At 72.2% G+C, this 24957-nt stretch carries 23 protein-coding genes; 10 read left to right on the plus strand and 13 right to left on the minus strand.

The features are described 5' to 3' along the window. Window positions 1–64: 64 nt before the first annotated feature. Together SACE_RS24990 and SACE_RS24995 are read right to left on the minus strand one after the other, a co-directional pair. Entirely contained in the window at window positions 65–940 is an 876-nt protein-coding gene (locus tag SACE_RS24990) for an alpha/beta fold hydrolase (protein WP_009942437.1), read from the minus strand. A gap of 69 nt (window positions 941–1009) precedes the next feature. Continuing rightward, entirely contained in the window at window positions 1010–2167 is a 1158-nt protein-coding gene (locus tag SACE_RS24995; protein WP_009942436.1) for an LLM class flavin-dependent oxidoreductase, read from the minus strand. Window positions 2168–2493: 326 nt separating this feature from the next. Between SACE_RS24995 and SACE_RS25000 the strand changes: the two genes are divergently transcribed. Further along, window positions 2494–3006 (plus strand): LppP/LprE family lipoprotein, encoded by a 513-nt coding sequence (locus SACE_RS25000; protein ID WP_011874629.1) that lies wholly within the window; start codon window positions 2494–2496, stop codon window positions 3004–3006. Between the two features lie 18 nt (window positions 3007–3024). Here SACE_RS25000 and SACE_RS25005 read toward each other — a convergent pair whose 3' ends face one another. The 3 genes from SACE_RS25005 to SACE_RS25015 form a co-directional block, all read right to left on the minus strand. Next, complete coding sequence (locus SACE_RS25005; RefSeq protein ID WP_009942434.1) at window positions 3025–4137, minus strand: J domain-containing protein; 1113 nt, start codon at window positions 4135–4137, stop codon at window positions 3025–3027. A gap of 67 nt (window positions 4138–4204) precedes the next feature. Then, window positions 4205–4444 carry an acetyl-CoA carboxylase gene (locus SACE_RS25010; protein WP_029621364.1) on the minus strand — a complete coding sequence of 80 codons (240 nt, stop codon included), beginning with the start codon at window positions 4442–4444 and terminating at the stop codon, window positions 4205–4207. 75 nt (window positions 4445–4519) lie between these two features. Next, window positions 4520–5521, minus strand: coding sequence for a lysylphosphatidylglycerol synthase transmembrane domain-containing protein (locus tag SACE_RS25015; RefSeq protein WP_009942432.1), 1002 nt, complete (start codon window positions 5519–5521; stop codon window positions 4520–4522). A gap of 152 nt (window positions 5522–5673) precedes the next feature. Between SACE_RS25015 and SACE_RS25020 the strand changes: the two genes are divergently transcribed. Further along, the gene (locus SACE_RS25020) at window positions 5674–6234 is read left to right on the plus strand and encodes a GNAT family N-acetyltransferase (RefSeq protein ID WP_009942431.1); all 561 of its coding nucleotides are present in this window, start codon (window positions 5674–5676) and stop codon (window positions 6232–6234) included. Between the two features lie 279 nt (window positions 6235–6513). Here the strand turns inward: SACE_RS25020 and SACE_RS25025 are convergent, their stop codons facing one another. The 5 genes from SACE_RS25025 to iolC form a co-directional block, all read right to left on the minus strand. Further along, window positions 6514–8007, minus strand: a complete 1494-nt coding sequence (locus tag SACE_RS25025; RefSeq protein WP_009942430.1) for a CoA-acylating methylmalonate-semialdehyde dehydrogenase — start codon at window positions 8005–8007, stop codon at window positions 6514–6516. A gap of 28 nt (window positions 8008–8035) precedes the next feature. Next, window positions 8036–9904, minus strand: coding sequence for a 3D-(3,5/4)-trihydroxycyclohexane-1,2-dione acylhydrolase (decyclizing) (gene iolD, locus SACE_RS25030; RefSeq protein ID WP_009942429.1), 1869 nt, complete (start codon window positions 9902–9904; stop codon window positions 8036–8038). A 64-nt stretch (window positions 9905–9968) separates the two neighbouring features. Then, window positions 9969–10850 carry a 5-deoxy-glucuronate isomerase gene (iolB, locus tag SACE_RS25035; RefSeq protein WP_009942428.1) on the minus strand — a complete coding sequence of 294 codons (882 nt, stop codon included), beginning with the start codon at window positions 10848–10850 and terminating at the stop codon, window positions 9969–9971. Between the two features lie 26 nt (window positions 10851–10876). Beyond that, window positions 10877–11761 (minus strand): Cgl0159 family (beta/alpha)8-fold protein, encoded by an 885-nt coding sequence (locus tag SACE_RS25040; protein ID WP_009942427.1) that lies wholly within the window; start codon window positions 11759–11761, stop codon window positions 10877–10879. A gap of 24 nt (window positions 11762–11785) precedes the next feature. Continuing rightward, complete coding sequence (gene iolC, locus SACE_RS25045; RefSeq protein ID WP_009942426.1) at window positions 11786–12745, minus strand: 5-dehydro-2-deoxygluconokinase; 960 nt, start codon at window positions 12743–12745, stop codon at window positions 11786–11788. A gap of 128 nt (window positions 12746–12873) precedes the next feature. On the opposite strand from iolC, the gene SACE_RS25050 reads away from it, so the two are divergent. The 7 genes from SACE_RS25050 (at window position 12874) to SACE_RS25085 (ending at window position 21460) form a co-directional block, all read left to right on the plus strand. Beyond that, window positions 12874–13656: a GntR family transcriptional regulator gene (locus tag SACE_RS25050; RefSeq protein WP_009942425.1), complete on the plus strand. Its 783-nt coding sequence runs from the start codon at window positions 12874–12876 to the stop codon at window positions 13654–13656. A 249-nt stretch (window positions 13657–13905) separates the two neighbouring features. Next, window positions 13906–14820 (plus strand): sugar phosphate isomerase/epimerase family protein, encoded by a 915-nt coding sequence (locus SACE_RS25055; RefSeq protein WP_009942424.1) that lies wholly within the window; start codon window positions 13906–13908, stop codon window positions 14818–14820. A 15-nt stretch (window positions 14821–14835) separates the two neighbouring features. Continuing rightward, window positions 14836–15852 carry a Gfo/Idh/MocA family protein gene (locus SACE_RS25060; RefSeq protein WP_009942423.1) on the plus strand — a complete coding sequence of 339 codons (1017 nt, stop codon included), beginning with the start codon at window positions 14836–14838 and terminating at the stop codon, window positions 15850–15852. Between the two features lie 63 nt (window positions 15853–15915). Then, complete coding sequence (locus tag SACE_RS25065) at window positions 15916–16395, plus strand: cation:proton antiporter regulatory subunit (protein ID WP_009942422.1); 480 nt, start codon at window positions 15916–15918, stop codon at window positions 16393–16395. A 5-nt stretch (window positions 16396–16400) separates the two neighbouring features. After that, window positions 16401–17564: a cation:proton antiporter gene (locus SACE_RS25070; protein WP_009942421.1), complete on the plus strand. Its 1164-nt coding sequence runs from the start codon at window positions 16401–16403 to the stop codon at window positions 17562–17564. Window positions 17565–19287: 1723 nt separating this feature from the next. Then, entirely contained in the window at window positions 19288–20775 is a 1488-nt protein-coding gene (locus SACE_RS25080) for an amino acid permease (protein ID WP_009942418.1), read from the plus strand. Next, window positions 20732–21460, plus strand: coding sequence for a Mut7-C RNAse domain-containing protein (locus SACE_RS25085; RefSeq protein ID WP_009942417.1), 729 nt, complete (start codon window positions 20732–20734; stop codon window positions 21458–21460). Before SACE_RS25080 ends, SACE_RS25085 begins: the two co-directional genes overlap by 44 nt. On the opposite strand, the gene SACE_RS25090 is transcribed toward SACE_RS25085, so the two are convergent. Next, the gene (locus SACE_RS25090) at window positions 21453–22118 is read right to left on the minus strand and encodes an esterase/lipase family protein (RefSeq protein ID WP_009942416.1); all 666 of its coding nucleotides are present in this window, start codon (window positions 22116–22118) and stop codon (window positions 21453–21455) included. The two genes, SACE_RS25085 and SACE_RS25090, sit on opposite strands and share 8 nt — an antisense overlap. A 235-nt stretch (window positions 22119–22353) precedes the next feature. Here SACE_RS25090 and SACE_RS37945 point away from each other — a divergent pair, with 235 nt between their 5' ends. After that, window positions 22354–22530, plus strand: coding sequence for a hypothetical protein (locus SACE_RS37945; RefSeq protein ID WP_021341341.1), 177 nt, complete (start codon window positions 22354–22356; stop codon window positions 22528–22530). A 118-nt stretch (window positions 22531–22648) separates the two neighbouring features. On the opposite strand, the gene SACE_RS25095 is transcribed toward SACE_RS37945, so the two are convergent. Together SACE_RS25095 and SACE_RS25100 are read right to left on the minus strand one after the other, a co-directional pair. Beyond that, complete coding sequence (locus tag SACE_RS25095; RefSeq protein WP_011874636.1) at window positions 22649–23455, minus strand: SGNH/GDSL hydrolase family protein; 807 nt, start codon at window positions 23453–23455, stop codon at window positions 22649–22651. Window positions 23456–23653: 198 nt separating this feature from the next. Beyond that, the gene (locus SACE_RS25100) at window positions 23654–24949 is read right to left on the minus strand and encodes an MFS transporter (protein WP_009942413.1); all 1296 of its coding nucleotides are present in this window, start codon (window positions 24947–24949) and stop codon (window positions 23654–23656) included. Window positions 24950–24957 lie beyond the last annotated feature (8 nt).

Below are 24957 nucleotides of genomic sequence, written 5' to 3' on the forward strand. Positions count from 1 at the left end.
GCCATCACCTGGACCAAGCGCAGACACCACCGCCTAGCCCAGCGCAGACACAGCCCAAGCAGTGCTATCCGCGCGACGCCGCCTCCAGGAGTTCTCGCAGGATGGCCTCGGCGTGGGTCCACAGCACCGAGCCTCCGGCGTCCGGCATGAGGTGTCGGGTGGCGCCGGGGATGCGTCCGGCCAGGCTCGCACCGAGGTCGGGTGAGTGCACCGGGCTCGTGTCGTGCTCGCCGTAGCAGAGGTGCACCGGCACGGCGATCTCCTCGACGGCGAACGGCCAGCGCCCCAGAACCAGCACCGTGTCACGGGCGTAGCCCGCGGGCCCCTGGGCGAATCCCCCGGCCATCGCTCGGCGCAGCGCCGCCTCGAATTCGGGCCGGCAGTAGACGGCGCGGTCCATCTCGGAGCTGCCCGCGATGATCATGTCCCACATCGCGTCCACGTCGCCGAAGCCCGCGAAGGTCTCCTCGGCCCTGCGGGGATCGGCGAGCACGGACCCCACGGTCTCCGCGACCTGCGGGTCGAGCCGGCCGGTGAAGCGCGGCAGCTCGTCCCCGCCTGCCACGACTGCGGCCGCCACCGCGACGCCCCGCGCGGCGCACGCGAGCGCGAACGGCCCGCCGGTCGAGTACCCCACCACCGCCATGGCCGGCAGCTCGCGCCGCTCGGCGAAGTCCCGGACGTCTTCGGCGAAGTCGAGCAGCGTCCGGCCGGGTGCCGGGTCGGAGACCCCGAGACCGGGGCGGTCGACCGAGATCAGCCGGACTCCGAGTTCGTCGACGAGGTCGGTGCCGAACCCGAGGGTTCTGCTCTGGGCCGCTCCGGGGCACAGCAGCACCGCGGTCCCGTCCGCGGGACCCCACTCCGCCCAGCCCAGCACCCGGCCACCGCGCAGCTCGGTGCGTCCGAGCCGGGCGGGTTCGTCGATCCCGATCCGCATCCGGCCATGCTCGCGCGGCGCGGAGCCCGGACGCACCTGATTAACGCGCCCACCCAGCCGTGCGGCGTCCTACGAGCTGGCGGCGGGCGCGAAGGGAACGCTCGGCGCGTCCTGCTCGACTCCGGCCGGGTGCTGCCAGAGGCCCTTGCGGGCCAGGATCGGCAGCACGCCCTCACCGAACCAGTACGCCTCCTCCAGGTGCGGGTGGCCGGAGAGCACGAACTCGTCGATGCCGACGGCGTGGTACTCCTCGATGCGCTCGGCGATCTCGGCGTGGCTGCCCACCAGCGCGGTCCCCGCGCCGCCGCGCACCAGCCCGACGCCGGCCCACAGGTTCGGGTAGATCTGCAGGTTCGAGGTGGAACCGCCGTGCAGCGCCAGCATCCGCTTCTGGCCCTCGGACTCGCTGCGCCCGAGGCCGCTCTGCACGCGCTCGATGGTCTCCGGGTCCAGCGCGTCGAGCAGCCGCTGGGCCTCGGCCCAGGCTTGCTCGGAGGTGTCACGGCTGATGACGTGCAGGCGGATGCCGAAGCGCGGGCTGCGGCCCTGCTCGGCGGCGAGCTTGCGGACCCACGCGATCTTCTCGGCGACCTGCGCGGGCGGCTCGCCCCACGTCAGGTAGACGTCGGCGTGCTTGGCCGCGACGTCGCCCGCGGCGGGTGAGGAACCGCCGAAGTACACCTGCGGCACCGGGTCCGGCGTCCGCTGGAGTTGCGCCCCCTCCACCCGCACGTGCTCGCCGGTGAAGTCGACCCGCTGCCCGCGCCACAGCTCGCGCACCACGTGCAGGAACTCGTCGGTCCTGGCGTAGCGGGCGTTCTTGTCGAGGAAGTCGCCGTAGGCGCGCTGCTCCTGGCTCTCGCCGCCGGTGACCACGTTGAGCAGCAGCCTGCCGCCGGAGTGGCGCTGGAAGGTGGCCGCCATCTGCGCGCCGAGCGTCGGCGACAGCAGACCGGGGCGGAAGGCCACCAGGAACTTCAGCCGCTCGGTGACCTCGGTGAGCATCGCGGTCGACAGCCACGCGTCCTCGCACCACGCGCCGGTCGGCGTCAGGGCGCCGACGAAGCCGAGCTGTTCGGCGCTGCGCGCGATCTGGCCGAGGTAGGCCAGGGTGGCGGGCCGGGCGCTGGACGCGCTGTGGACGGACACCCCGTGGCCACCACCCACGAGGTGGCGGCTGTCGCCGTAGGTGGGCAGGAACCAGTGGAAGGTGAGCGGGCTGGACACGCGGTCCTCCTGTGTTGTGCCGGTGCTTGGCCGCGGACATCGGCGTGCTGACTGTCCGCAGTGGACGGACGGGTACCCGGTCGCGGGCACCCGGTTCAGATCACCGGCGACACGCCTGCGTCGTGACGCGGAGGAAGTCCACGTGACGACGTTTGGTAAGCAGCGCGCTCATCACGAGTTCATCGCAACATCGGCGCGAACACCGTGTCAACGCGGTCCCAGCACGCGGACGACGCTCGCGCGTCCGGGTGGAACCGATCGCCGGGTCCCGGCGTCGGAGGCAACGCGGGACCGGGAGGGTGCCCGCGGTGAAGAGGAGATCGCCGATGCGTCGCCGTCGTGTTGCCGGGCTGTTGCTGGTCGTCCTGCCGCTCGTGGGGTGCGGCATGGCCGAACCCGTCCCGCCCGGCGAGCCGGCGGTGCACTCGCAGGCACCGGCTCCGCCGCCCGCGCCGTCGCCCGCACCCGCGCCGTTCGACCTCGACGCCGCGCTGGCGTTGATCGAGCAGCAGGGCTTCACCCCGGACGTGCCCGAGACCGCGCTGCGGGGGCCGATCCGGGCGATCAGCTCGACGTGCACCGGTAGCGCCAACGGCCGGTGCCGGGCGGTGTTCTTCTTCGACGGGCAGGCGTTCGTGCAGAAGGTCGAGGCCGGGCTGGTGCGCATCCTCGAGCAGGACGGCACGCAGGTCCGGCTGGAGTTCCCCCAGTACGGGCCCGACGACCCCGGGTGCTGCCCGAGCGGGCAGCCGTCGGTGCACACCATCCGCGTCGACAACGGCGCGCTGGTCGCCGAGCCGCCGGTCGGCTGGAATCCGAACCGCCCGAGCGACTACTGACGACGGGCCGCCCCACCGTCAGTCCGAGACGACCTGCTGGAGGACCGCGCCGAAGATGTCGCGGTCGACGACCGCCGGCTCGGCCGCCAGCCACTCGCCGATCTCGCGCACGAACTGCTCCGGGGTCAGCGGCGCGGCCGCGGAGTCGGGCTGCTCGCCCGTGGTCACCTCGCCTGCCCGGCTCGGGTAGATCACCAGCGCACCGCGCACCTCGATGTCGGGCAGCAGGTCGGCGAAGGCCGCGACGCCTTCCGGCAGCCGGGTGCCGCCGCCGCGGAACGGGTGCCCGTTGCGCCACAGGACGCCGTCCTCGTCGGCGTTGTAGTGCCCCGGCAGCCACCGCTTCGACTCGATCAGCACCAGCCTGCGCCCGCACAGCACGGCGTGGTCGACGTCGGCGAACACCGACTCCGGCCAGGCCAGCCCGTGGAAGATCCGCACGCCCGGCAGCCGGGTCAGGTAGGTGGCCAGCAGCTCGGCGGTGAGCTGCTTGGGCGGCGCGTCGTGCTGGTCGTCGGGTTTGCCGAACACCTTGCGGCCGCGGAACTCGGCGGCGAACAGCCGGTCGGTCCTGCGGGCCTCCACGAAGCGGCGCAGCAGCAACAGCACCACGACCCCGGCGGCCACCAGCAGCGACAGCCACACCGCCATCAGCACCACGTCGAGCTCGACCGCCAGACCGGCCAGCAGCAACAGCGTCCAGCCTCCGAGCAGCCCCATCACCGGCCCGCTCTCCGGACCGGTCACCGGCACGTACCGGATGCGCTCGTCCGGGTCGACGAGGTCCCACCACGGGATGTCGTCGGGGCTGAGCCTGGGCAGCCCGGGCACAAAGTCCGGGTCGTCGCCGAACTCCCGCCGCGGGGCGGCGGCGCGGCGGGTCCTCGGCCTGCGCACCGGCACCGGCATCTCGGCGATGACGCCGACGCCGTCGTAGTCCGCCCGGCGCACCGGGTCGTTGAGCGTCTCGAAAGCCTCCCGCAGGAGCCGGAACGTGCCCGCCGTCCCGCCCACGTCCGGATGCATGGTCCGGGCAAGGGTCCGATACGCCGATTTGATCTCCGCTGCCGTGGCTTCGCGGTCCACACCCAAGAGCTCGTAATAGTCGACGCCGCGCACGAACTCGCCCACCTCCCAGTACCGGCGCGCACATGATATTGGGCCTTGGAAGATCAAGATCAATCAGATGGGCGAGTGATTATTCGTCGTCGACCTCCAGCAGGTTCTGCCCGGTCCGCACCTCCTCGCCGTCGTCCAGCAGGAAGCGCGCGGCGGTGCCGCTGCTCTCGGTCCTGACCTGGCTGTAGGTCTTCATGGTCTCGATCACGCCGACGGTCTGGCCCGCGTCGACGTGCCCGCCCTCGGCCACGTACGGGTCGGCGTCCGGCGCCGGCCTGCGGTAGAACACGCCTTCGCTGGTTGCTTTCACGGTTGACATGCCTCGTACGGTGCCCCGGCACCGGTGGGATCGCCACCGCAGCGCCCGCCGGCGTGACACCCGGCCGCGGGCGGCTCACGCGGGCCGGAGCCGGACGCGGTAGCCGATCAGCCCGCCCACGACCAGCGGGATCCACATCACCAGGATGCGGAACACGACCACTGCCGCCGCGGCGATGCCCACCGGCGTGTCGTAGGAGACCAGGACGGCCGCGGCGCCGACCTCGGCGAAGCCGACCCCGCCCGGCAGCACCCCGACGATGCCGAACAGCGTGGAGACCGCGTAGGCCACCAGCGCGACCAGCGGGCGGTCACCGGCGCCGACCGCGGCCATCGACGCCCACAGCAGGGCCGCGCCGAGCAGGTCGACCGCCACCGCGAAGCACAGCGCGGGCACCGTGGCGCGGGGCGAGTCGCGCATCGCGGCCACCGCGTCGTAGAGCTCGTCGGCGCCCTGGGTGTCGTGCTCGCGCGCGGGGCGCCGCAGCACCCGGTCGGCCAGCCGCGCGGGCAGCGTCCACAGCCTGCGGACCACGTCCCTGCTGCGCACCGCCGCGACGATCGCAGCGACGCGGACCACCAGCCCGGCCGCGAAGATCACCAGGGCGAGCAACTCGGCACGGGTGAGCCGCCCGTCGACGCACACGACCAGGATTCCCGCGCCCAGCGTGACGACGAAGGCGACCTCGGCGAGCTGGGCGGCGGCCAGGTACGCCGCGGTGACCCTTCCCCGCGGCAGCCCGCGCTGGCGGGCGTCGTAGGCGAAGGAGGCCAGGCCCGCGACGTTGCCGGACTTCACCGCCAGGTTCAGCGCGATCGAGGACAGCGTGACCGGCACCAGGCGGCCGAGTTCGGCATAGCCGCCCACGCCGACCACCCGCCGGGCGGCGGCGTGCAGCAACGTCCAGTTCAGCCACCAGACCAGCAGCAGGAGCACGGCCAGCGACAGCCGGTGGCCGTCGGCCGTGCGCAGCGCCCGCGCCGCCTCCGGGATGTCCTTGCGGTTGGCCCACACCAGCAGGGCCAGCGCGGCCAGCACCGCCAGCGCGGCGGCGAACCGCACCCACCGTTTCCGCACCCGCCCAGCGTCGCAGGTCACCGGCGCTTGCGCGCGCACAGCGGACACGACCGCGGTCCGATGTGGACTCACTGCGGAAAACCGGGCGACCGCGCGGGCGGGCTGCGGCAGAATGCCGTCGGTGCGGCGTCGAGCGCGGAGGCGGTCTGGTGATGGAGGCGTTCCTGGAAACCGAGCGGATGGTCCTGCGCAGGATCACCCAGGACGACCGCGACGAGCTGTTCGCGCTGCACAACGACCCCGAGGTGATGCGCTACCTCAACGGCGGCAGGCCGGTGCCGGCCGAGGACGTCGACGGCAGCCTCCAGCGCATGCTCGGCTGGTACGAGCGCGGGCCGTTCGGCTACTGGCCCGCCATCGAGAAGGCCACCGGTGACTTCCTGGGCTGGTTCCTGTTGCGGCCGCGGGAGGACGACGAGCCGGGCACCGTCGAGCTCGGTTACCGGCTGCACAAGGCGGCGTGGGGCCGGGGCTACGCCACCGAGGGCTCGCTCGCGCTGATCCGCAAGGGCTTCGCCGAGCTGGGCGTGCGGCGGGTGTACGCGCAGACGATGACGGTGAACAAGGGCTCCCGGCGGGTGATGGAGAAGGCCGGGCTGCGCTACGTCCGGACCTTCGACGGCGACTTCGAGGAGCCGATCGCCGGGTCCGAGCACGGGGAGGTCGAGTACGCGATCGACCTCGACCAGTGGCGGCGCGGCACCGGCGGGTGAGCCGGGCCCGGAATGCGAAAAACCCGCTGACCTGGTGCAGGTCAGCGGGTCTCCCACGCGGACGGCCGAAACGGCCGGTGGCCGTTCCTCCCTTTTGGCCGCCCCGAAAGCCGCTCGCGGACCAGATTGGCGCCGGTACCGCCCGCGGCTAGTCTCTGCCGCCCCCCGGGTGCGCCGTAGCACGCCGGAAGGGCACCCGGATTCTATCCGTTGTCGCCGGTTTCGCCGAGTGCGACGTACGCCCGGGCGTGGCGCGACCGGCAGGACGCCGGTCCCGCCTCAGCTGTTGGCGGGGAAGCCGAGGTCGATGCCGCCGTCGCTGGGGTCGGGCCAGCGGGTGGTGACGACCTTGCCGCGGGTGTAGAAGTGGATGCCGTCGTTGCCGTAGATGTGGTGGTCGCCGAACAGGGAGTCCTTCCAGCCGCCGAAGGAGTGGTAGCCCACCGGGACGGGGATGGGGACGTTGATGCCGACCATGCCCGCCTCCACCTCGAGCTTGAAGCGGCGGGCGGCGCCGCCGTCGCGGGTGAACAGGGCGGTGCCGTTGCCCCACTTCGATGAGTTGATCAGTTCCAGGGCCTGTTCGTAGCTCTCGGCGCGCATCACCGCCAGCACCGGGCCGAAGATCTCGTCGGTGTAGGCGGTCATCTCCGGGGTGACCTTGTCCAGCAGGCTGACCCCGACGAAGAACCCGTTCTCGTGACCCTCGACCTTGAGGTCGGTGCCGTCGACGACGACCTCGGCGCCCTGCTCGCGGGCCTGGGGCACGTAGGAGGCGACCTTGTCGCGGTGGGCGGCGGTGACCAGCGGGCCCATCTCGGAGGTGGGGTCGGTGCCGGGGCCGATGCGCAGGGTGCGGGCGCGTGCGGCGATCTTGTCCACCAGCTCGTCGCCGATCGGGTCGACCGCGACGACCACGGAGATGGCCATGCAGCGCTCCCCGGCCGAGCCGTAGGCGGCCGAGACCGCGGCGTCGGCGGCGTGGTCCAGGTCGGCGTCGGGCAGCACCAGCATGTGGTTCTTGGCCCCGCCCAGGGCCTGCACCCGCTTGCCGTGGGCGCCGGCGGTGTCGTGGACGTAGCGGGCGATCGGGGTCGAGCCCACGAACGACACGGCCTTGACCTCGGGGTGGGTCAGCAGCCGGTCCACGGCCTCCTTGTCGCCGTTGACCAGGTTGAGCACCCCGTCGGGCACGCCGGCCTGGGTGGCCAGCTCGACCAGCCGCGCGGTTGCCGAGGGGTCCTTCTCGCTGGGCTTGAGCACCATGGTGTTGCCGCAGGCGATCGCGACGGGGAACATCCACATCGGCACCATGGCGGGGAAGTTGAACGGGGTGATCCCGGCGACCACGCCGAGGGGCTGGCGGATCGACTCCACGTCCACCCTGCTGGAGACCTGGGTCGACAGCTCTCCCTTGAGCAGCTGCGGGATCGAGCAGGCCAGCTCGACGATCTCCAGACCGCGGGCGACCTCGCCGAGGGCGTCGGAGTGGACCTTGCCGTGCTCGGCGGTGATCAGCGAGGCGATCTCGTCCCGGTGCTGGTGCACGAGCTCGCGGTAGTCGAACAGGATCTGGGTGCGCTTGGACAGCGACACCTGGCCCCAGTCGGTGAAGGCCTTGGCCGCGGCGGCCACGGCGTTGTCCACCTCGGCCGTGCCGGCCAGGGCGACCTGACCGGTCTGCTCACCGGTGGCGGGGTTGGTCACGACGCCGAAACGACCCGAGGTCCCCTCGACCGCCGCACCATCGATCCAATGCTGAATGGTCTTCAAAGCAGTTCCTTCACGTCCGTCGTGGCGGTTACAGGTGGTTGCGGCGTTCCCGGAGGTTCTCCTCGTAGCGCTTGCGCGCCAGCTGGGTGCTCTGCCGGGTCGACACCTCGGCGACGGGCACGTCCCACCACGCCTCCGGGGGCAGCTGCGCCTTGGCCGGGTCGGTCTCGACGTACACGGCGGTCGGCCGGGCCGAGGCGCGGGCCGTGCGCAGCGCGTCGCGGAGCTCGTCCACGGTCGTGGCCCGCAGGACGTCCATGCCCAGGCTCGCGGCGTTGGCGGCCAGGTCGACCGGCAGCGGCTCGCCGGAGAACGCCCCGTGCTCGTCGCGGTAGCGGTAGGCGGTGCCGAACCGCTCGCCCCCGACCTTCTCCGAGAGCCCGCCGATCGAGGCGTAGCCGTGGTTCTGCACGACCACCAGGTTGATCTTGATGCCCTCCTGCACGGCGGTGACCAGCTCGGTCGGCATCATCAGGTACGTACCGTCACCGACCAGCGCGAACACCTCGCGCTCCTGGTCGGCCAGCCGGGCGCCCAGCGCGGCGGGGATCTCGTAGCCCATGCACGAGTAGCCGTACTCCACGTGGTACTGCCGCGGGTCCTTGGCCCGCCACAGCTTGTTCAGGTCCTCGGGCATCGACCCGGCGGCGTTGATCACCACGTCGGTGTCGGCCAGCACCTCGTCCATGACCCCGAGCACCTCGGCCTGACCGGGGCGCTCACCGCCGTCGGCGGCCTTGGTGGTGCGCTCGACGACCTCCGCCCACCGCCGCTGACCCTCGCTGTACTCGCGCACGTAGTCGTCGGACACGCGGTGCCCGTCGAGCTCGCGGGTCAGGGCCCGCAGGCTCTCCCTGGCGTCGCCGACGACCGGGGTGGCCGCCTGCTTGACGGCGTCGTGGCCGGTGATGTTGACGTTGACGAACCGCACGTCCGGGTTGGCGAACAGGGTCCGCGAGGCGGTGGTGAAGTCCGAGTAGCGGGTGCCGACGCCGATGACCAGGTCGGCCTGCCTGGCGATGTCGTCGGAGACCGCGGTGCCGGTGTGGCCGATCGAGCCGAGCTCGGCGGGGTGGTCGTGGCGCAGCGAACCGCGCCCGGCCTGGGTCTCCGAAACCGGGATCCCGGTCGCCTCGGCGAACTCGCGCAGCGCGTCCTCGGCGGCGCTGTGGTGCACTCCCCCGCCCGCGATGACCAGCGGCCTGCGGGCCTCGCGGATGCGCTGCGCGGCGTCGGTCACCGACCGCGGGTCGGCGAGCGGCCGGTGCACGCGCCACACCCGCTCGGCGAAGAACTCCTCCGGCCAGTCGTGGGCCTCGGCCTGCACGTCCTGCGGCAGCGCCAGCGTCACCGCGCCGGTCTCCACCGGGTCGGTGAGCACCCGCATGGCATCCAGCGCGGATGCCACCAGCGCCTCCGGCCGCCAGATGCGGTCGAAGTAGCGCGAAACCGGGCGCAGGCAGTCGTTGACGCTGACGTCGCGGGCGTGCGGCAGCTCCAGCTGCTGCAACACCGGGTCGGCGGGCCGGGTGGCGAAGACGTCACCGGGCAGCAGCAGCACGGGCAGGTGGTTGATGGTGGCCAGCGCGGCGCCGGTCACCAGGTTCGTCGCGCCCGGGCCGATCGAGGTCGTGCACGCGTAGGTCGACATCCGGCCGCTCTGGCGGGCGTAGCCGACCGCGGCGTGCACCATCGACTGCTCGTTGCGCCCCTGCAGGTAGGGCATGTCCGGGCCCGCCTCCAGCAGGGCCTGCCCGACGCCCGCGACGTTGCCGTGGCCGAAGATCCCCCAGCAGCCGGCGATCAGCCGCTGCCGCGTCCCGTCGCGCTCGGTGTACTGGTTGGCCAGGAAGCGCACCAGCGCCTGGGCGACGGTCAGCCGTCGAGTACCGCTCATCGTTCCTCCACCCCGCACAGCGGGTCGCTCGATCCCGTTCGGCCGCAAGAGAGCCCGCTCGTCGTCACTGGTCGCCCTCCGGGGCGGTGTAGAGGGGCAGCCGGGAGTCGACGGGCTGGTCGCCCCAGGTGCCCCTGACCCACGCGTGCGCGGGGTCGTCGCAGATCAGCCACGCCCGGTCGGGAGAAGGACCTGCCATCACGTTCAGGTAGTACATGTCGTAGCCGGGCACCGCCATCGACGGGCCGTGCCAGCCGTCGGGGATCAGCACCACGTCGCCGCCGCGCACCTCGGCGAGCACGTCGGTGGTGTGGTCGGGTCCCGAGGGGTAGACGCGCTGGTAGCCGACGCCCTCGGCGCCCGCGATCTCGAAGTAGTAGATCTCCTCCAGCTGCGACTCCCCTTCCCGCTCGGTGTCGTGCTTGTGCGGCGGGAAGGAGGACCAGTTGCCGGACGGGGTCAGCACCTCCACGGCGATCAGCCGGTCGGCCTCGAACACGTGCGCGGCGCCGAAGTTGTTGACCTGCCTGCTGGCCTGCCCCGCGCCGCGCAGCTCGACGGGCACGCCGGAGGCGGGACCGTAGCGCGCGGGCAGCCTGTTCTCGCACTTCGCGCCGGTCAGGGCGAACCGGCCGCCCTCGGCGGAGGTGATGGCGACGTCGGCGTCGCGCGGCACGTAGGCGAAGTCGGTCACGCCCTTGAAGACGCTCTCCCGGCCGTCGAGCCGGAACGTCTCGCCGTCGCAGGAGACCTCGCAGCCGCCCGCCAGCGGCAGCACGATCCACTCGCTGTCCCCTGTGGACAGTTCGTGCCGCTCACCCGCCGCCAGCTCCAGCACCCGCAGCGAGGAGTACCCCCAGCCGGCGGACTCCGGGTCCACGTAGGTGGTGTAGCCGTCCCGAGCCGTGGTACCGGCGGGGCGGTAGAAAGCGTTGTCGGTCACCATCGCTCCTCGTTGAACTGATCCGGCTTTCACAGCAGCTTGACGGCCGCGTCCACCGCGCCCTCCACGTCACCGTCGCCCGGGTAGAGCAGCGTCCGCCCGACGACCAGCCCGCGCGCGTTCGGCGACTGCAGCGCCTTGTGCCACCGCTCGTAGGTGGCCTCCGGGTCGCTGGAGACCTCGCCGCCCAGCAGCACGGTCGGCAGCGTGGTCGCCTCCAGCACCTGCGGGATGCGGTCGACATCGCCGCCGGGCACCGGGATCTTCAGCCAGGTGTAGGCGGAGGTGCCGCCGAGCCCGGAGGCGATGGCGATCGACCGGGTGACCGCCTCCGGCGAGAGGTCGTTGCGCACCTTGCCGCCGACGCGGCGGGAGATGAACGGCTCGACCATCGTCATCAGCCCGCGCTCGGCCATCTCGTTGATGGCGTTGGCCGTGCCGCACATGGTGTTCAGCGAACCGGGGTCCTCCATGTCGATGCGCAGCAGCAGCTTGCCCGCGTCGAAGCGCAGCCGCTCGATGTCGGCGGCCCGGTGCCCGGTGAACCGGTCGTCGAGCTCGAACGAGGCGCCCGCCAGGCCACCTCGGTTCATCGAGCCGACGACGACCTTGCCCTCCAGCGCGCCGAGCAGCAGCAGGTCCTCCAGGACGTCGGGAGTGCCCAGCACCCCGTCCACCCCGGGCCGCTCCAGGGCCACGCACAGCCGTTCGAGCAGGTCGAAGCGGTTGGCCATCGCCAGCGGCTCGGACCCGGCACCCAGCGCGCCCCGCGCCGGGTGGTCCGCGGCCACGATCATCAGGCGGCCGCTGGAGCCCAGCAGCGGGCGCCGGGCCCGCCGGGCGGCCGCCTCCGCGATGGCCTCCGGCCTGCTCGCCCGCACTCGCGTGAGTTCGGTGATGGTCAGGTTGGACACGGTTCTCGCTTTCGGGTCGGGGGCTCAGGCCGCGCCGAGCGGGCGGCTGGAGAGCAGGTCGTCGATCTCGTGCTCGTAGGGCATCGCCGAGGAGCACGCCAGCCGGGAGGCGACCAGCGCGCCGGCGGCGTTGGCGAAGCGCATCGTGCGTTCGAGGTCCCAGCCTGCGAGCAGGCCGTGGCACAGGGCGCCGCCGAACGCGTCGCCCGCGCCCAGGCCGTTGACAACGTCGACCGGCACCGGGGGCGCGGTCGTGCTCTCGTCGCGGGTGCGGGCCAGTACGCCGTTGGGGCCCTGCTTGACGACCGCGAGCTCGACGCCCGCCGCCAGCAGCGCCTCGGCGGCGCCCTCGGGGTCGCGGGTGCCCACGGCGCGCTCGCACTCGTCGAGGTTGCCCACGGCGACGGTCACGTGCGGCAGCGCCTGCTGGTACCAGTGGGTGGCCTCGTCGTGGTCGGGCCAGAACATCGGCCGCCAGTCGAGGTCGAAGACCGTGGTGCCGCGCCGGGCGCGGTGGCGCAGCGCGGCCAGCGTCGCCGAGCGGCTGGGCTCCTCGGCCAGCCCGGTGCCGGTCATCCAGAAGACGCGGGCGTCGGCGATCGCGTCGTAGTCGAGCTCGTCGGCGTGGATCTCCAGGTCGGGCGCCTTGGGCTGCCGGTAGAAGTACAGCGGGAAGTCGTCGGGCGGGAACAGCTCGCAGAAGGTCACCGGCGTCGGGTACTGCTCGACCGGGGTGACCCAGCGGTCGTCGACGCCGAAGTCGCGCAGCGCCTCGTGCAGGAACTCGCCGAAGGGGTCGGCCCCGGTGCGGGTGATCACCGCGCTGCCGCGGCCGAGCCGGGCGGCGGCGACCGCGACGTTGGTCGCCGTGCCGCCGAGGTACTTGCCGAAGGACTCCACCTTGGCCAGTCCGACGCCGGTCTGCAACGGGTAGATGTCCACCCCGATCCGGCCCATCGTGATCACGTCGAACGGGCTTGTCATCGAGGAACCTCCAGGTTCTGGTCACTGCGGCGTCGGGTTCCCTGTCTACTCCGCGACGCACCACGAGTCAATAGTTTGTCCGGACATGCTTACTTATTGACGTCAATCATTCCTGCTAACGTGGGAGCGTGACGTCCATACAGCGCAGCTCCGGCCGAAGCACGGCGTGGGACCCCGCCACGGAGATCACCGTGGACCACACCAGCCCGGTCCCGCTGTACTTCCAGGTCGCCAGCCAGATCGAGAAGGCCATCGACACCGGCTCGCTGCCGGTCGGCACCCGGCTGGACAACGAGATCGACCTGGCCGCCCGCCTGGGCCTGTCCCGGCCCACCGTCCGGCAGGCCATCGGCTCGCTGGTGGACAAGGGGCTGGTGGTCCGCAAGCGCGGCGCCGGAACCCAGGTCGTGTTCAACCGGGTCAAGCGGCCGCTGGAGCTGACCAGCCTCTACGACGACCTCGCCCGCATCGACCAGAAGCCGACCACGCGCGTGCTGGTCAACGAGGTGGTTCAGGCCTCGGCGGAGGTGGCCCAGCGGCTGGGCATCGGCGAGGGCGACGACGTGCTGCGCCTGGAGCGGGTGCGCGCGGCGCGCGGCGAGCCGATCGCGCGGATGCGCAACGAGCTGCCCGCGGCGCTGATCCAGCCCTCCAGCGAGACCCTGGAGGAGCGCGGGCTCTACCAGCTGCTGCGGTCGGCCGGCGTCCGGCTGCACGCCGCGCACCAGACCATCGGGGCCCGCGTGGCCACGGAGGAGGACTCCGAGCTGCTCGACGAGCCCGTGGGCGCCCCGCTGCTGACCATGGAGCGCACGACCTACGACCAGGAGGGCAAGGTCGTCGAGTACGCCTCGCACGTGTACCGGGCCTCCCGCTACAGCTTCGACCTCTCGCTCCGCGGCGAATCCTGAGGCGCCCGCGCCGAGAAACTCCGGCCGCCGGATCAGCACCCGTTGACCGGCGGCCTTTTTCGGCCCCAAAGAAACTCTGTACGTAAGTATGTCAGGACCAAGTATTGACAAGTGTGTTGCGCCCCGGCAAAACTGCGGTCACCCGATGAGCGCTGACGGGCGTCCACGCCCCGAGCACACTTGACGGACCCCTCGCTGCACGCCGGCAGCGGCCGATCCCCCTCGCCACGCCCGACAGAGAGGACTGCCATGTCCACCGCCGACCCGGCGGCCGAGCGCCTGCGCATCGGCTCCGCCCCGGACTCGTGGGGCGTGTGGTTCCCCGAGGACGAGCACCAGACACCGTGGCAGCGCTTCCTCGACGAGGTCGCCGAAGCCGGCTACCGCTGGATCGAGCTCGGCCCCTACGGCTACCTGCCCACCGACCCGGGCCGGCTGCTCGACGAGCTGGCCCGGCGGAACCTGGCGCTGTCGGCCGGGACCTGCTTCACCGCCTTCCACCGCGGCGACGTCTGGCAGCAGACCTGGGAGCACGTCAGCCAGGTGGCGGAGCTGACCACCGCGCTGGGTGCCGAGCACCTGGTGGTGATCCCGGAGATGTGGCGCGACCCGGCCACCGGCGAACAGCTCGAGGACCGGCTGCTCGGCGACCGGTCGTGGACCGCGCTGGGCGCCGGCGTCGACCGGCTCGCCAGGGCGCTGTTCGAGGAGTACGGGGTCCGGATGCAGTTCCACCCGCACGCCGACAGCCACGTCGACACCCAGCCCCACGTCGAACGCTTCCTGGAGATCACCGACCCCGACCTGGTGACGCTGTGCCTGGACACCGGGCACATCTCCTACTGCGGCGGCGACAACCTGGAGCTGATCCGCAAGTACCCGAGCCGCATCGGCTACCTGCACCTCAAGCAGGTCGACCCGCGGGTGCTCGAGGAGGTCGCGGCCGAGGACCTGCCGTTCGGGCCCGCGGTCCGGCGCGGCGTGATGTGCGAGCCGCCCGGCGGAGTCCCCGACCTCGCACCGATCGTCGAGGCCGCCCACGACCTCGACGCCGACATGTTCGCCATCGTCGAGCAGGACATGTACCCGTGCGCCCCGCAAGCCCCGCTGCCGATCGCCACGCGCACCCACCAGTACCTGACCCGCTGCGGCTCCCGCCGCTGACCACAGGAGCGCCAGATGAGCAACCGAGAACTCCGCGTCGGACTGGTCGGCGCCGGGCTGATGGGCTCGGACCACGCCACCCGGATCCACCGGCGCATCAGCGGAGCCTCGCTGGTCGCCGTCGGCGACCCCGACCTGGAGCGAGCCGAGCGTGCCGCCGCAGGCATCGAGGGCTGCCAGGTCGAGACCGATCCGCTGAAGGTGATCGAGGCGTCCGATGTGGACGCCGTCGTGCTGGCCACGCCGGGCCGCACCCACGAACCGCTGCTGCTGGCCGCGATCGAGCGCGGCATCCCGGTGCTGTGCGAGAAGCCGCTGACCCCGGACTCGAAGTCGTCGCTGCGCGTGGTGGAGGCCGAGGTCGCCGCGGGTCGCCGGCTCGTCCAGGTCGGGTTCATGCGGCGCTTCGACCCCGAGTACGCCGAGCTGAAGCGCACGCTGCACGCCGGTGCGCTCGGCCGGCCGCTGCTGATGCACTGCGCGCACCGCAACGCCTCGGCCCCGCCGGGGTTCACCAGCCAGATGATGATCTTCGACTCGGTGGTGCACGAGTTCGACACGACCAGGTGGCTGCTCGGCGAGGAGATCACCGCGGTCTCGGTGCGCCATCCGCGTTCGACCGCCAACGCCCCGTCCGGGATGACCGACCCGCAGCTGGTCACGATCGAGACCGCGAGCGGAGTCCTGGTCACCGTCGAGATCTTCGTCAACTGCGGCTTCGGCTACCAGGTGCGTTGCGAGGCGGTCTGCGAGGGCGGCACCGCGCAGGTCGGCGGCGACAGCGGCATGACCACCCACGTCCGCGGCGCGTGGGGCGGTTCCGTCGCCCCGGACTTCCGGCCCCGCTTCCAGCAGGCGTTCGACGAGGAGCTCCAGCGCTGGGCCGATGCCGCCCGCGCGGGCGGCATCGACGGCGCGAGCGCGTGGGACGGCTGCGCCGCGGCGGCGGCGTGCGAGGCCGGCGTCGCCGCCCAGACCAGCGGCGCGCGCACGCCGGTCCAGCTCGTCGAGCGGCCCGGCCTGTACGCCTGACCCTTACCTGCTCCGGCAGCGTCTGCGCGGGCCGAGGCCCGGCGTCCGGGCGATGATGAGGTCATGGACGTTACAGAGGTCCTGCTGCCCGGGGTCGGGCTCCGCTACGAGTTCAGCACCGAGGAGGGCCAGCGCATCGGCGTGGTCGCCCGTCGCACCGGCGACTTCGAGTTCGTCTCCTACCCCGGCGACGACCCCGACGAGGTGCGGCTGCTGTTCCGGCTCGGGCCCGAGGAGGCCGACGCGGTCACCGAGATCCTCGGCGCGCCGCGCATCGCCGAGCGCTTCGCGGACCTGACCCGCGAGGTCCCGGGCCTCAACTCCGGTCAGGTGGAGGTCACGGCGAGTTCCCGGTTCGCGGGCCGCACGCTCGGCGAGACCCGCGCCCGGACCCGCACCGGGGCCTCGATCGTGGCGATCGTGCGCGGCGAGGACGTGATCGCCTCGCCGGGCCCCGAACAGCAGTTGCGGGCGGGCGACATCCTCGTGGTGATCGGTACGCAGCAGGGCATCACCGGTGTGGAACACATCCTCGCGAGCTGAGTGCCGTGCACACCTCGGTCGCGCTCCTGCTGGAACTCGGGATCGTGCTCGCCGTCCTCGGCGCGGCGGGCACGATCACCCGCCGGTTCGGGGTGTCGCCGGTCCCGCTGTACCTGCTGGTGGGGCTGCTGATGGGCGAGGGCGGCGTCGCGCCGCTGCCCGCCGCCGGTGAGTTCATCGAGGTCGGGGCCTCGATCGGGGTCGTGCTCCTGCTGCTGAGCCTGGGGCTGGAGTTCTCCGTGGAGGAGTTCACCGTCACCCTGCGCAGGCACGTGCCCTCCGGGCTGGTCGACATGGTCGCCAACGCCGCACCCGGTGCGCTGACCGGGTGGCTGCTGGGGCTGGACGCCACCGGGATCGTCGCGCTGGCCGGGGTCACCTGGGTGTCGTCGTCGACGATCGTGTCGCGGCTGCTGGACGACCTGCACCGGCTGGCCTACCGGGAGACGCCGGTCGTGCTGTCGATCCTGCTGCTGGAGGACTTCGCGATGGCGGTCTACCTGCCGATCCTGGCGGTGCTGGCGGCAGGCGGCGGCCTGCTGCACGGTATGGCCAGCGTCGCGGTGGCGGTCGGCGTGCTCGCGGTCGCGCTGGCGGTCTCGCACCGCTGGGGCCACCGCGTCGGACGCCTCGTCGACGACCGCGACACCGAGCAGTTGCTCCTGCGGATCATCGGCCTGTCCCTGATCGTGGCGGCGGCCGCCGAGCTCGCCGGGACCTCGGCCGCGGTCGGGGCGTTCCTGGTCGGGCTGGCGGTCACCGGGCCGCTGGCCAGCCGGCTGCGCGTTGTCATCGCACCGCTGCGCGACCTGTTCGCGGCGGCGTTCTTCCTGGCGATCGGGCTCTCGATGCCGCCTGCCACGCTGGTGCCGCTGCTACCGGTCGCACTCGCGCTGGCCGTGGTCTCCACCGGCACCAAGATCCTCACCGGGTGGTACGCGGCGGGGCGCCACGGCGCCGGGCCGCGGGGCAGGCTGCGCGCGGGAACCGTGCTGTCCGTGCGCGGTGAGTTCTCGATCATCATCGTCGGCCTGGTCGCCCTGCCGGGAAGCCCGCTGGGGCCGCTGGCCACCGCCTACGTGCTGGTGCTGGCGATCGCGGGACCGCTGCTCACCTGGTGGGTCAGCCCACCGCCGGTCCGGCGCTTCCGCCCCGAACCGGCGGTGTGAGCGGCGGGCGCGCCGCACCGGGGCGGACAGGTTCGTCCGCCGGGTCGGCAGTCCGTGGTCACTTCGCTCGGTGCAACCCGCCTGCGACCCTGGTCCGCGCGACGAGCGGCCGCGGTGGAACACCGCGCGGTCCTCGCCGGCCTGCGCGACCGCCGTGCCGAGATCACCCGCCTTCACGGCCATCAGCTCCGCGGGATCGCCCGGCCGGATCCGCACCGGCGGGTGGCCGAGCACCTGCCGCGCCTTGTCCGTCACCGCCTCGTAGGCCTCGGCCGGGGTGAAGTGACCGGCGCTGACCAGCAGCGAGGCGACCTCGAAGGGGTCGGCGCGGCCGACCGCGTTGAACGGGTCGCGCCAGTTGCCGCCCCCGCCGGCCAGCACCGCGCCGGCCTCGCGCAGCGCCTCGACCGCGGTCAGCGCCCGCGGCACGCGCGTGCCGGCCTGACGCCCCTGGAGGTAGAGGTTGGTGTGCGGCAGCGCGACCACCGCGGCGGCCACCTCGGCGGAGACCCGCCGCGCGGTGGCGGGGTCCTGCTGGCCGAGGCTGACGCAGTGCGAGGCGGTGACCCTGCCGCCCATCCCCGTCCGCGCCGTCTCGGCCGCCAGCTCGCGCAGCGACAGCACGGCCGGGTCGGTGGTCTCGTCGGTGTGCAGGTCGACCAGCCTGCCGTGCTCCCGCGCCGCGACCAGGTACTCCCGCATCGCCTGCGCCGGGTCGGGGTCCACGTAGGGCACGCCGCCGACCGCGTCGGCGCCCATCCGCAGCCCGTTGCCCCTGCCGGTGTCGGCGTGGCTGCGCACGGCGGTGTAGCCGTGCCGCACCGCCATCTCCAGGGCCGCCGAGGCACGCACGCGGATGTCCTCGTCCGGGATTCCCGCCGCAGCGGCCGTGATCGCGTCCTTCGCCCCGTCCAGCTCACCGGTCGGGTTCGGCACGCGGTCGCCGAGCAGCGCCTTGTCGAGGTGGGCGTGGGTCTCCACGGCGGAGGGCTGCGGAAGGTAGCCGGTGAGGTCCAGTTCGGGTGCCCCGTTCGCGACGGCGTCGACCGCGGCGATCCTCCCCTGCTCCAGCAGGACGTCGGTCCGCCGCCCGCCGGCCAGCCGCACCCCGCGCAGCAGCAGCGGACCACCCCTGGCTGCGACAGCGTCCGGTTCTTCCACAGTGGACTGGCTGGTCGAGACCGGCGTGCACGCGGCCGGCCCGGTGGCCGCGACCGCGCCCAGCACAGCGCGCCGCGAGACCGCGGCGGGCCCGTTCGGAGATCGGGTCATGATGTCTCCCGTACCTGAAGCGGACGCCGTCGGCCACTCGTGACGGGCGTCCCTGGGAGCGGTTCGGAGGCTCCCTCCGCTCCGGCCGGGAAGATCACGTTATCGCCGCGGCGATAAGCCTCGGCACCCCCGAACGCCCTCTCGCACCAGCGCCGCTCGGAGCACCCGGGCTACTTCCGCGGGCTTCGGCAAGCCGGACGCGCACCTCACCATCACTGGCGCTGAGAAGAAGAAATTCCCGACAGACGACCCGAATTCGGCGTTACTTCCCGTTCACGTCCCTGTTGACGTCAGAATCTTGGACTCCATAGGGTCTGCCCACCCGGCGTGACCCACCGCACCGGGCTGGACCGGCGACCCGGTGTCAGACCACCGCAACCCCTCGTTCACCATCTGTCCCGCCGCGAAAACCGCTCGCCCGAGCCACGGGCGCACCCGCGAGGAGCACCGCATGCCAAGGCAGGCACTCGACGCAAGCAGGCTGCTGCGCCGCAAGCCGATCAGCACCCTGCACGCCGAGACCGGAACCGAGACCGGCGGCGGCGAGCTCCGCCGTTCGCTGGGCGTGGTCCGGCTGACCATGATCGGCGTCGGCTCCACCGTGGGCACCGGCATCTTCTTCGTCCTCAACGAGGCGGTGCCGAAGGCGGGACCGGCCGTGGTGCTCTCGTTCATCATCGCCGGCATCACCGCGGCCCTGACCGCGCTGTGCTACGCCGAGCTGGCCTCGGCGATCCCGGTCTCGGGGGCGTCCTACACCTACGCCTACGCGACGCTGGGCGAGCTCATCGCCTACGTCGTCGGGGCGTGCCTGATCCTGGAGTACGGGGTGGCCGCGTCGGCGGTCGCGGTCGGGTGGGGCGAGTACCTCAACCGCCTGCTGGGCGACACCGTCGGCTGGCAGATCCCGGAAGCGCTCAGCGCCCCTCCGGGCGAGGGCGGCGTGCTCAACGTGCCGTCGGCGGTGCTGGTGATGCTGTGCTGCTTCCTGCTGGTGCGCGGCGCCAAGGAGTCGGCGACGATCAACGCGATCACGGTGTTCATCAAGCTCGGGGTGCTGCTGCTGTTCGTGGTGGTGGCGATGATGGCCTTCAACGACGCCAACGCCCAGCCCTTCGCGCCCTTCGGTTTCGCAGGCGTCGGCACGGCCGCCTCCATGGTCTTCTTCTCCTACATCGGCATGGACACCGTGTCCACGGCGGGCGAGGAGGTCCGCAACCCGCGGCGCACGCTGCCGCTGGCGCTGTTCTGGTCGATCGTCATCGTCACCACCATCTACATCCTGGTGGCCGTGGCCGGCGTCGGCGCCCAGTCGTGGCGGGCGTTCGAGGGCCAGGACGCCGGTCTGGCGGCGATCCTGAGCAACCTCACCGGCTCGGGCTGGGCGGCGGTCGTGCTCGCGCTCGGCGGCGTCATCTCGATCTTCGGCGTCACCCTGACCACGATCTACGGCCAGACCCGCGTGCTGTTCTCGATGGGCCGCGACGGCATGCTGCCGGAGAGCTTCCACAAGGTGAACCCGCGCAGCCGCACGCCCGTGCGCAACACCGTCATCGTGTCGGCCTTCGTCGGGCTGCTGGCCGCGGTGGTGCCGCTGAGCACGCTGTCCAACCTCACCAGCATGGGCACCCTGGTGGCGTTCGCCGTCGTGTCGGCGGGCGTGCTGGTGCTGCGCCGCACCCGCCCGGACCTCGAGCGCGGCTTCCGGGTGCCGGGCGGGCCGGTCATCCCGGTGCTGAGCATCGCGGCGTGCCTGTACCTGATCTACGAGTTGCCGCTGGAGACCTACCTGATGTTCGCGGTGTGGATCGCGGTGGCGCTGGTCTGGTACTTCACCTACAGCGTGAAGCACTCCCGGCTCAACGACACGGCCGCGGCGGGGCCAGAATTGGCCGATGACGGACGAGCGAGCGACGCTGCGAGTCCGGATCGACCCTGACCTGTGGCTGTTCGTGGCACCGCGGCACCGGGTCGGGCAGGTCGCGGTGCCCCACGACGGGACGGCGACCCTCGGCCACGTCACCGAGTCGCTCGGGGTGCCGCTGACCGAGGTCGGCGAACTGCTCGTGGACGGCACCGCGCGGGAGTCCGGTCGCCGGGCGGAGGCGGGGACGACGGTGGAGGTCCGGCCGGTGCGGCGACCGCAGCCCGCCCCGCCGCGCTTCCTGCTCGACGTCCACCTCGGCAAGCTGGCACGGCGCCTGCGGCTGCTGGGGGTCGACACGGCCTACCGCAACGACGCCGATGACGACGAGCTGATCGAACGCGCGGCCCGCGAGCACCGGGTGCTGCTCACCCAGGACCGCGGGCTGCTCCGCCGCCGTGCGCTGCGCGCCGGCGCCTACGTGCGCGGGACCGATCCGGCCGGGCAGCTCACCGACGTGCTCGACCGCTTCGCTCCCCCGCTGGCGCCGTGGACGCGCTGCACCTCCTGCAACGGCGAGCTGGCCGCCGTGCCCAAGCAGGAGGTGCTGCCGGAGATCCAGCCGGGCACGCGGCGCTACTACGACGACTACGCGCGCTGCCGCGACTGCGGGCGCGTCTATTGGCGCGGGGCGCACTCGCGGCGCATCGACGGGATCATCCGCGCCGCGCGGTCGGTGCACCCCGACGGGTTCAGCTGACGAAAGCGGCGACCTGGTCGTAGACCTCGCGGTTGCGAACCAGGTCCACGTGGTGCACGCAGCCGACCCGGACGTTGGTCGCGCCCTCCAGCACCGCCGACCGCGCGGGCTGGACCACTCCGTCGCAGTCGGACCAGAAGTTGCCGTAGTTGGCCGCACCGTGCGTCTCGTCGTCGGCGTTGAGCGCGTTGAGGAACTCCGAGCCGGGGCGCATCTCCTGGCAGGCCACGTCCGCGCACAGCCGCGCCGTGTCGGTGCCGTGGTTGGGCGCGCCGAGGCCGACCCAGTCGTCGACCACGTCGGCACCGCCGAGGAATTTCATCCAGTGCCGGGAGTTCAAGGCCCCCATCGAGTGACTGACGACGTCGACCTTGCTCGCGCGCGTCTTGGCCAGCACGTCGCCGACGTAGGCGTCCAGGCGTTCGGCGGCTTGGGCGTTGGAGATGCCGGCGGGGTACTCGAAGGCGTGCAGCCGGTCCTGGGCGTAGCCGCTCGCGGCGAACTTGGACTTCATGTCGTCCCACGTCGCGGCCTGGCCCCGGTAGCCGTGCACGAAAACGATCGGATCGCCCGCCTGCGCCATCGCCGGCTGGGGCGCGACCACCGCGGCCACCGTCGTCAGCACCACCGCCGAAGCGATCCGAACCAGCGACCTCACAACTGCCTCCCGCACTCTCGATCACCACATCGAGCTCAAACTAGGCCGGAGGGGTGCGGGGTGCAGCTCCTTCGGGGGCCTGGTCCCCGTACGGTGGTGGCGCTTCCCCCCAACGTGGACGGTCGGCGCCCCGGAGATCACCCGAAGCGGTGACGAAACGCTTTCACCAGCGGGAATTTCACTGTAGCGCGATACCGTGCTCGCGAACGCACACCCGCTGCCGAATCCGGGAGGCATGGGCGAAGTGATGCGACGACTCGTACCGGTGGCGGGGCTGCTCGCCGCCGCGATCGCCGGGTACCTGGGCGTGTACCGGCTCGGGCGCTGGCTGGACGAGCCCGTCCAGTTCTCCCCGCGGGAGCGGGACGAAACCGGCTCCGGGCAACGGACTCCCGCGCGGGACACCGCCTGAGGAATCTGGGTTCGGAGCGGCGCAGCCGCCGAAACCGCTACCAAGGCGAGTGCACAGACTCAGCCCCTGACATGTCGTGGGCCCGGCGGCGCACCGGCGGGCCCACGACGTCGTGCCGTCAGCCGGTGACCGAGTTCAGCACCGGCAGGTAGCCCTCCGCGTAGCCGGAGGTGTTCGGGTGGAACGACTCCTGCAGCGGGTTGCTCGGCCCGTTGATCCATTCCGAGCTGCTGCACACGCCGTGGCCCTCGAAGGCGTCGCGCGTGTCGGCGTAGGTGAAGCCCGCCGCCGAGGCGCGCTCGCTGATGACCTCGGCGAGCACGTCGGCCCCGGCGTTGATCCGCTGCCGCTTGGCCTCGGAGAAGCCGGGAATGCCGCAACCGCCGGTCGGCTGGTTCAGCCGGGGGTAGCCGAGCACGACGACCTCGGCGTTGGGCGCGGCCTGCTTGATGTTGGCGTAGGTGGTGTCGAGCTTGCCGGGCAGCTCGCTGCGGCCCTTCTCCTCGGCTGCGCTGACCGCGTTGTCGCAGCCCTCGTCGTTGCCGAGCAGGCAGTCCTGCACGACGCTGGAGAACCCGACATCGTTGCCGCCGACCGAGATGGTCACCAGGGTGGTGTCGGCGCCGAGCCCGTCGAGCTGGCCGGAGTTGACGTCGTCGGTGGTCGCGCCGGAGCAGGCGTTGAAGGTGAAGCTGTCCACGCCGTGGGCGTCGGCCCACAGCTGGGCGTAGGACTTGGGGCTGCGCAGGCAGTCCCCGCTGTCCTCGAAGTATTCCCGGCTGCCCACCCCGGAGGAGTAGGAGTCGCCGAGTGCGACGTAGTTGGTTGCCGCGTCGGCCGCGAACGCCGGCGCCGCGATGACGGTGGTCGCGAGGGTCATGGCGGTCGCCGCGGTGACGCACGCGGCCTGCCGTAAGTAGTGCATGCAGCTGCCTCCGGAATCGAAGAGCTCGGACAAAGCAGGCGGACCGCATCGATTGAACGAGACTTTTCGATCACGCAGGAGAACTTGGCGTATACCCGCCAGTAACGCTGGTTTCCGCGCAGGAAACGTCGTAGCGCCAAGGCATTCCGGTGCGCCCGTTCATGCGAGCCGGATTCGGCCGAACGGGGGCTCCAGGCGTCAGGTCCGCTGTGGACTGCCGGAGGGCCGGTGCGCGGTGTCGAGCTCGCCCAGCGACCTGCCCGCAGAGTCCGGCATGAACACCACGCCGATCACGCCGAACAGGACCAGCATTCCCATCATGATCGCCGACATGCCCCGCAGCCCGAAGGCCGACGAGAGCATCACCGGCACCAGGAAGCTCCACACCCCGAGCACGACGCGCGAGACCGCGAAGGTGATGCCCTGGGCGGTGCCGCGCAGCACCGTCGGGAACATCTCCTGCGACCAGAGCTTGTAGAACGACTCCCCCGCGCAGGCCGCACCGATGCCGAACAGGACCACGTTGACCAGCGCCGCGCCGATGCCGACCGGCAGCACCACGAACGCCGCCAGCGCCGCGACCTGCATCAGCGCGCCCACGGCGAACACCGGGCGCCGGTAGCGGGTGTCGCTGAGCGGCATGAACAGCAGCAGCACCGCGAACGTGGTCAGCACGAAGCTCAGGCTCTGGACCGCGACGCTGGTGGCCTGGTCGGCACCACCCTGCCGTTGCAGGATGTAGGGCAGGAAGGCGCCGTTGGTCCCGGCCGCGATGTTCCACAGCAGGTACACCGATCCGGTGAACAGCAAGGCCCTGCGGTTGGCGGGCGTGGCGAGGTCGCGGAGCCTGCTCGCCGCCATCGGGTTCGGGCCGCTCGCGCGCTGCCAGCGCGCGGACTCCACGATGGAGCGCCGCAGCAGCCAGGTGACGATCGCGACCACGAACAGGTGCGCGAAGACGATGCGGACGCCCAGCACCCCGAGCGGGGCGAGCGCGAACGCCAGCAGCAGCGTCACCAGCGGCCCGACGCACCAGGCGATCTGGCTCAGCCCCAGCAACCTGCCGCGCGATCGCGCCGGGGAGAACTCGGCGACCAGCGCCAGCGACGTCGGCAGGTCGGCCCCGACCGCCAGTCCCACGATCACGTATCCGGCGAACAGCATCGGCAGGTTGACGGCGAAGACGATCCACGCGATGCCGAAGGCGAAGACCAGCAGGTCCCATGCGTAGATGCGCTTGCGCCCGAACAGGTCGCCGAGCCTGCCGCCGACCAACGCGCCGACCGCGGCCGAGATCGCGTTGCTGCTGAACGCCGTCAGCAAACCCACCGTCGTGGACCCCAGACCGAGGTAGGACTCCCACAGCGGCAGTCCGGCCGCGGCGGCCACGATCGAGCCCGCGTCGATGTAGGAGGCCATGGCCGCCAGCGCCGCCCACCGCCACTGGCGCCGGGAAGGTCTGCCGTCCTCGGATCCGTCCGCCGCAGCGACCATCCCGCGCT

It is taken from the genome of Saccharopolyspora erythraea NRRL 2338 (genome assembly GCF_000062885.1).
Classification (GTDB): domain Bacteria; phylum Actinomycetota; class Actinomycetes; order Mycobacteriales; family Pseudonocardiaceae; genus Saccharopolyspora_D; species Saccharopolyspora_D erythraea.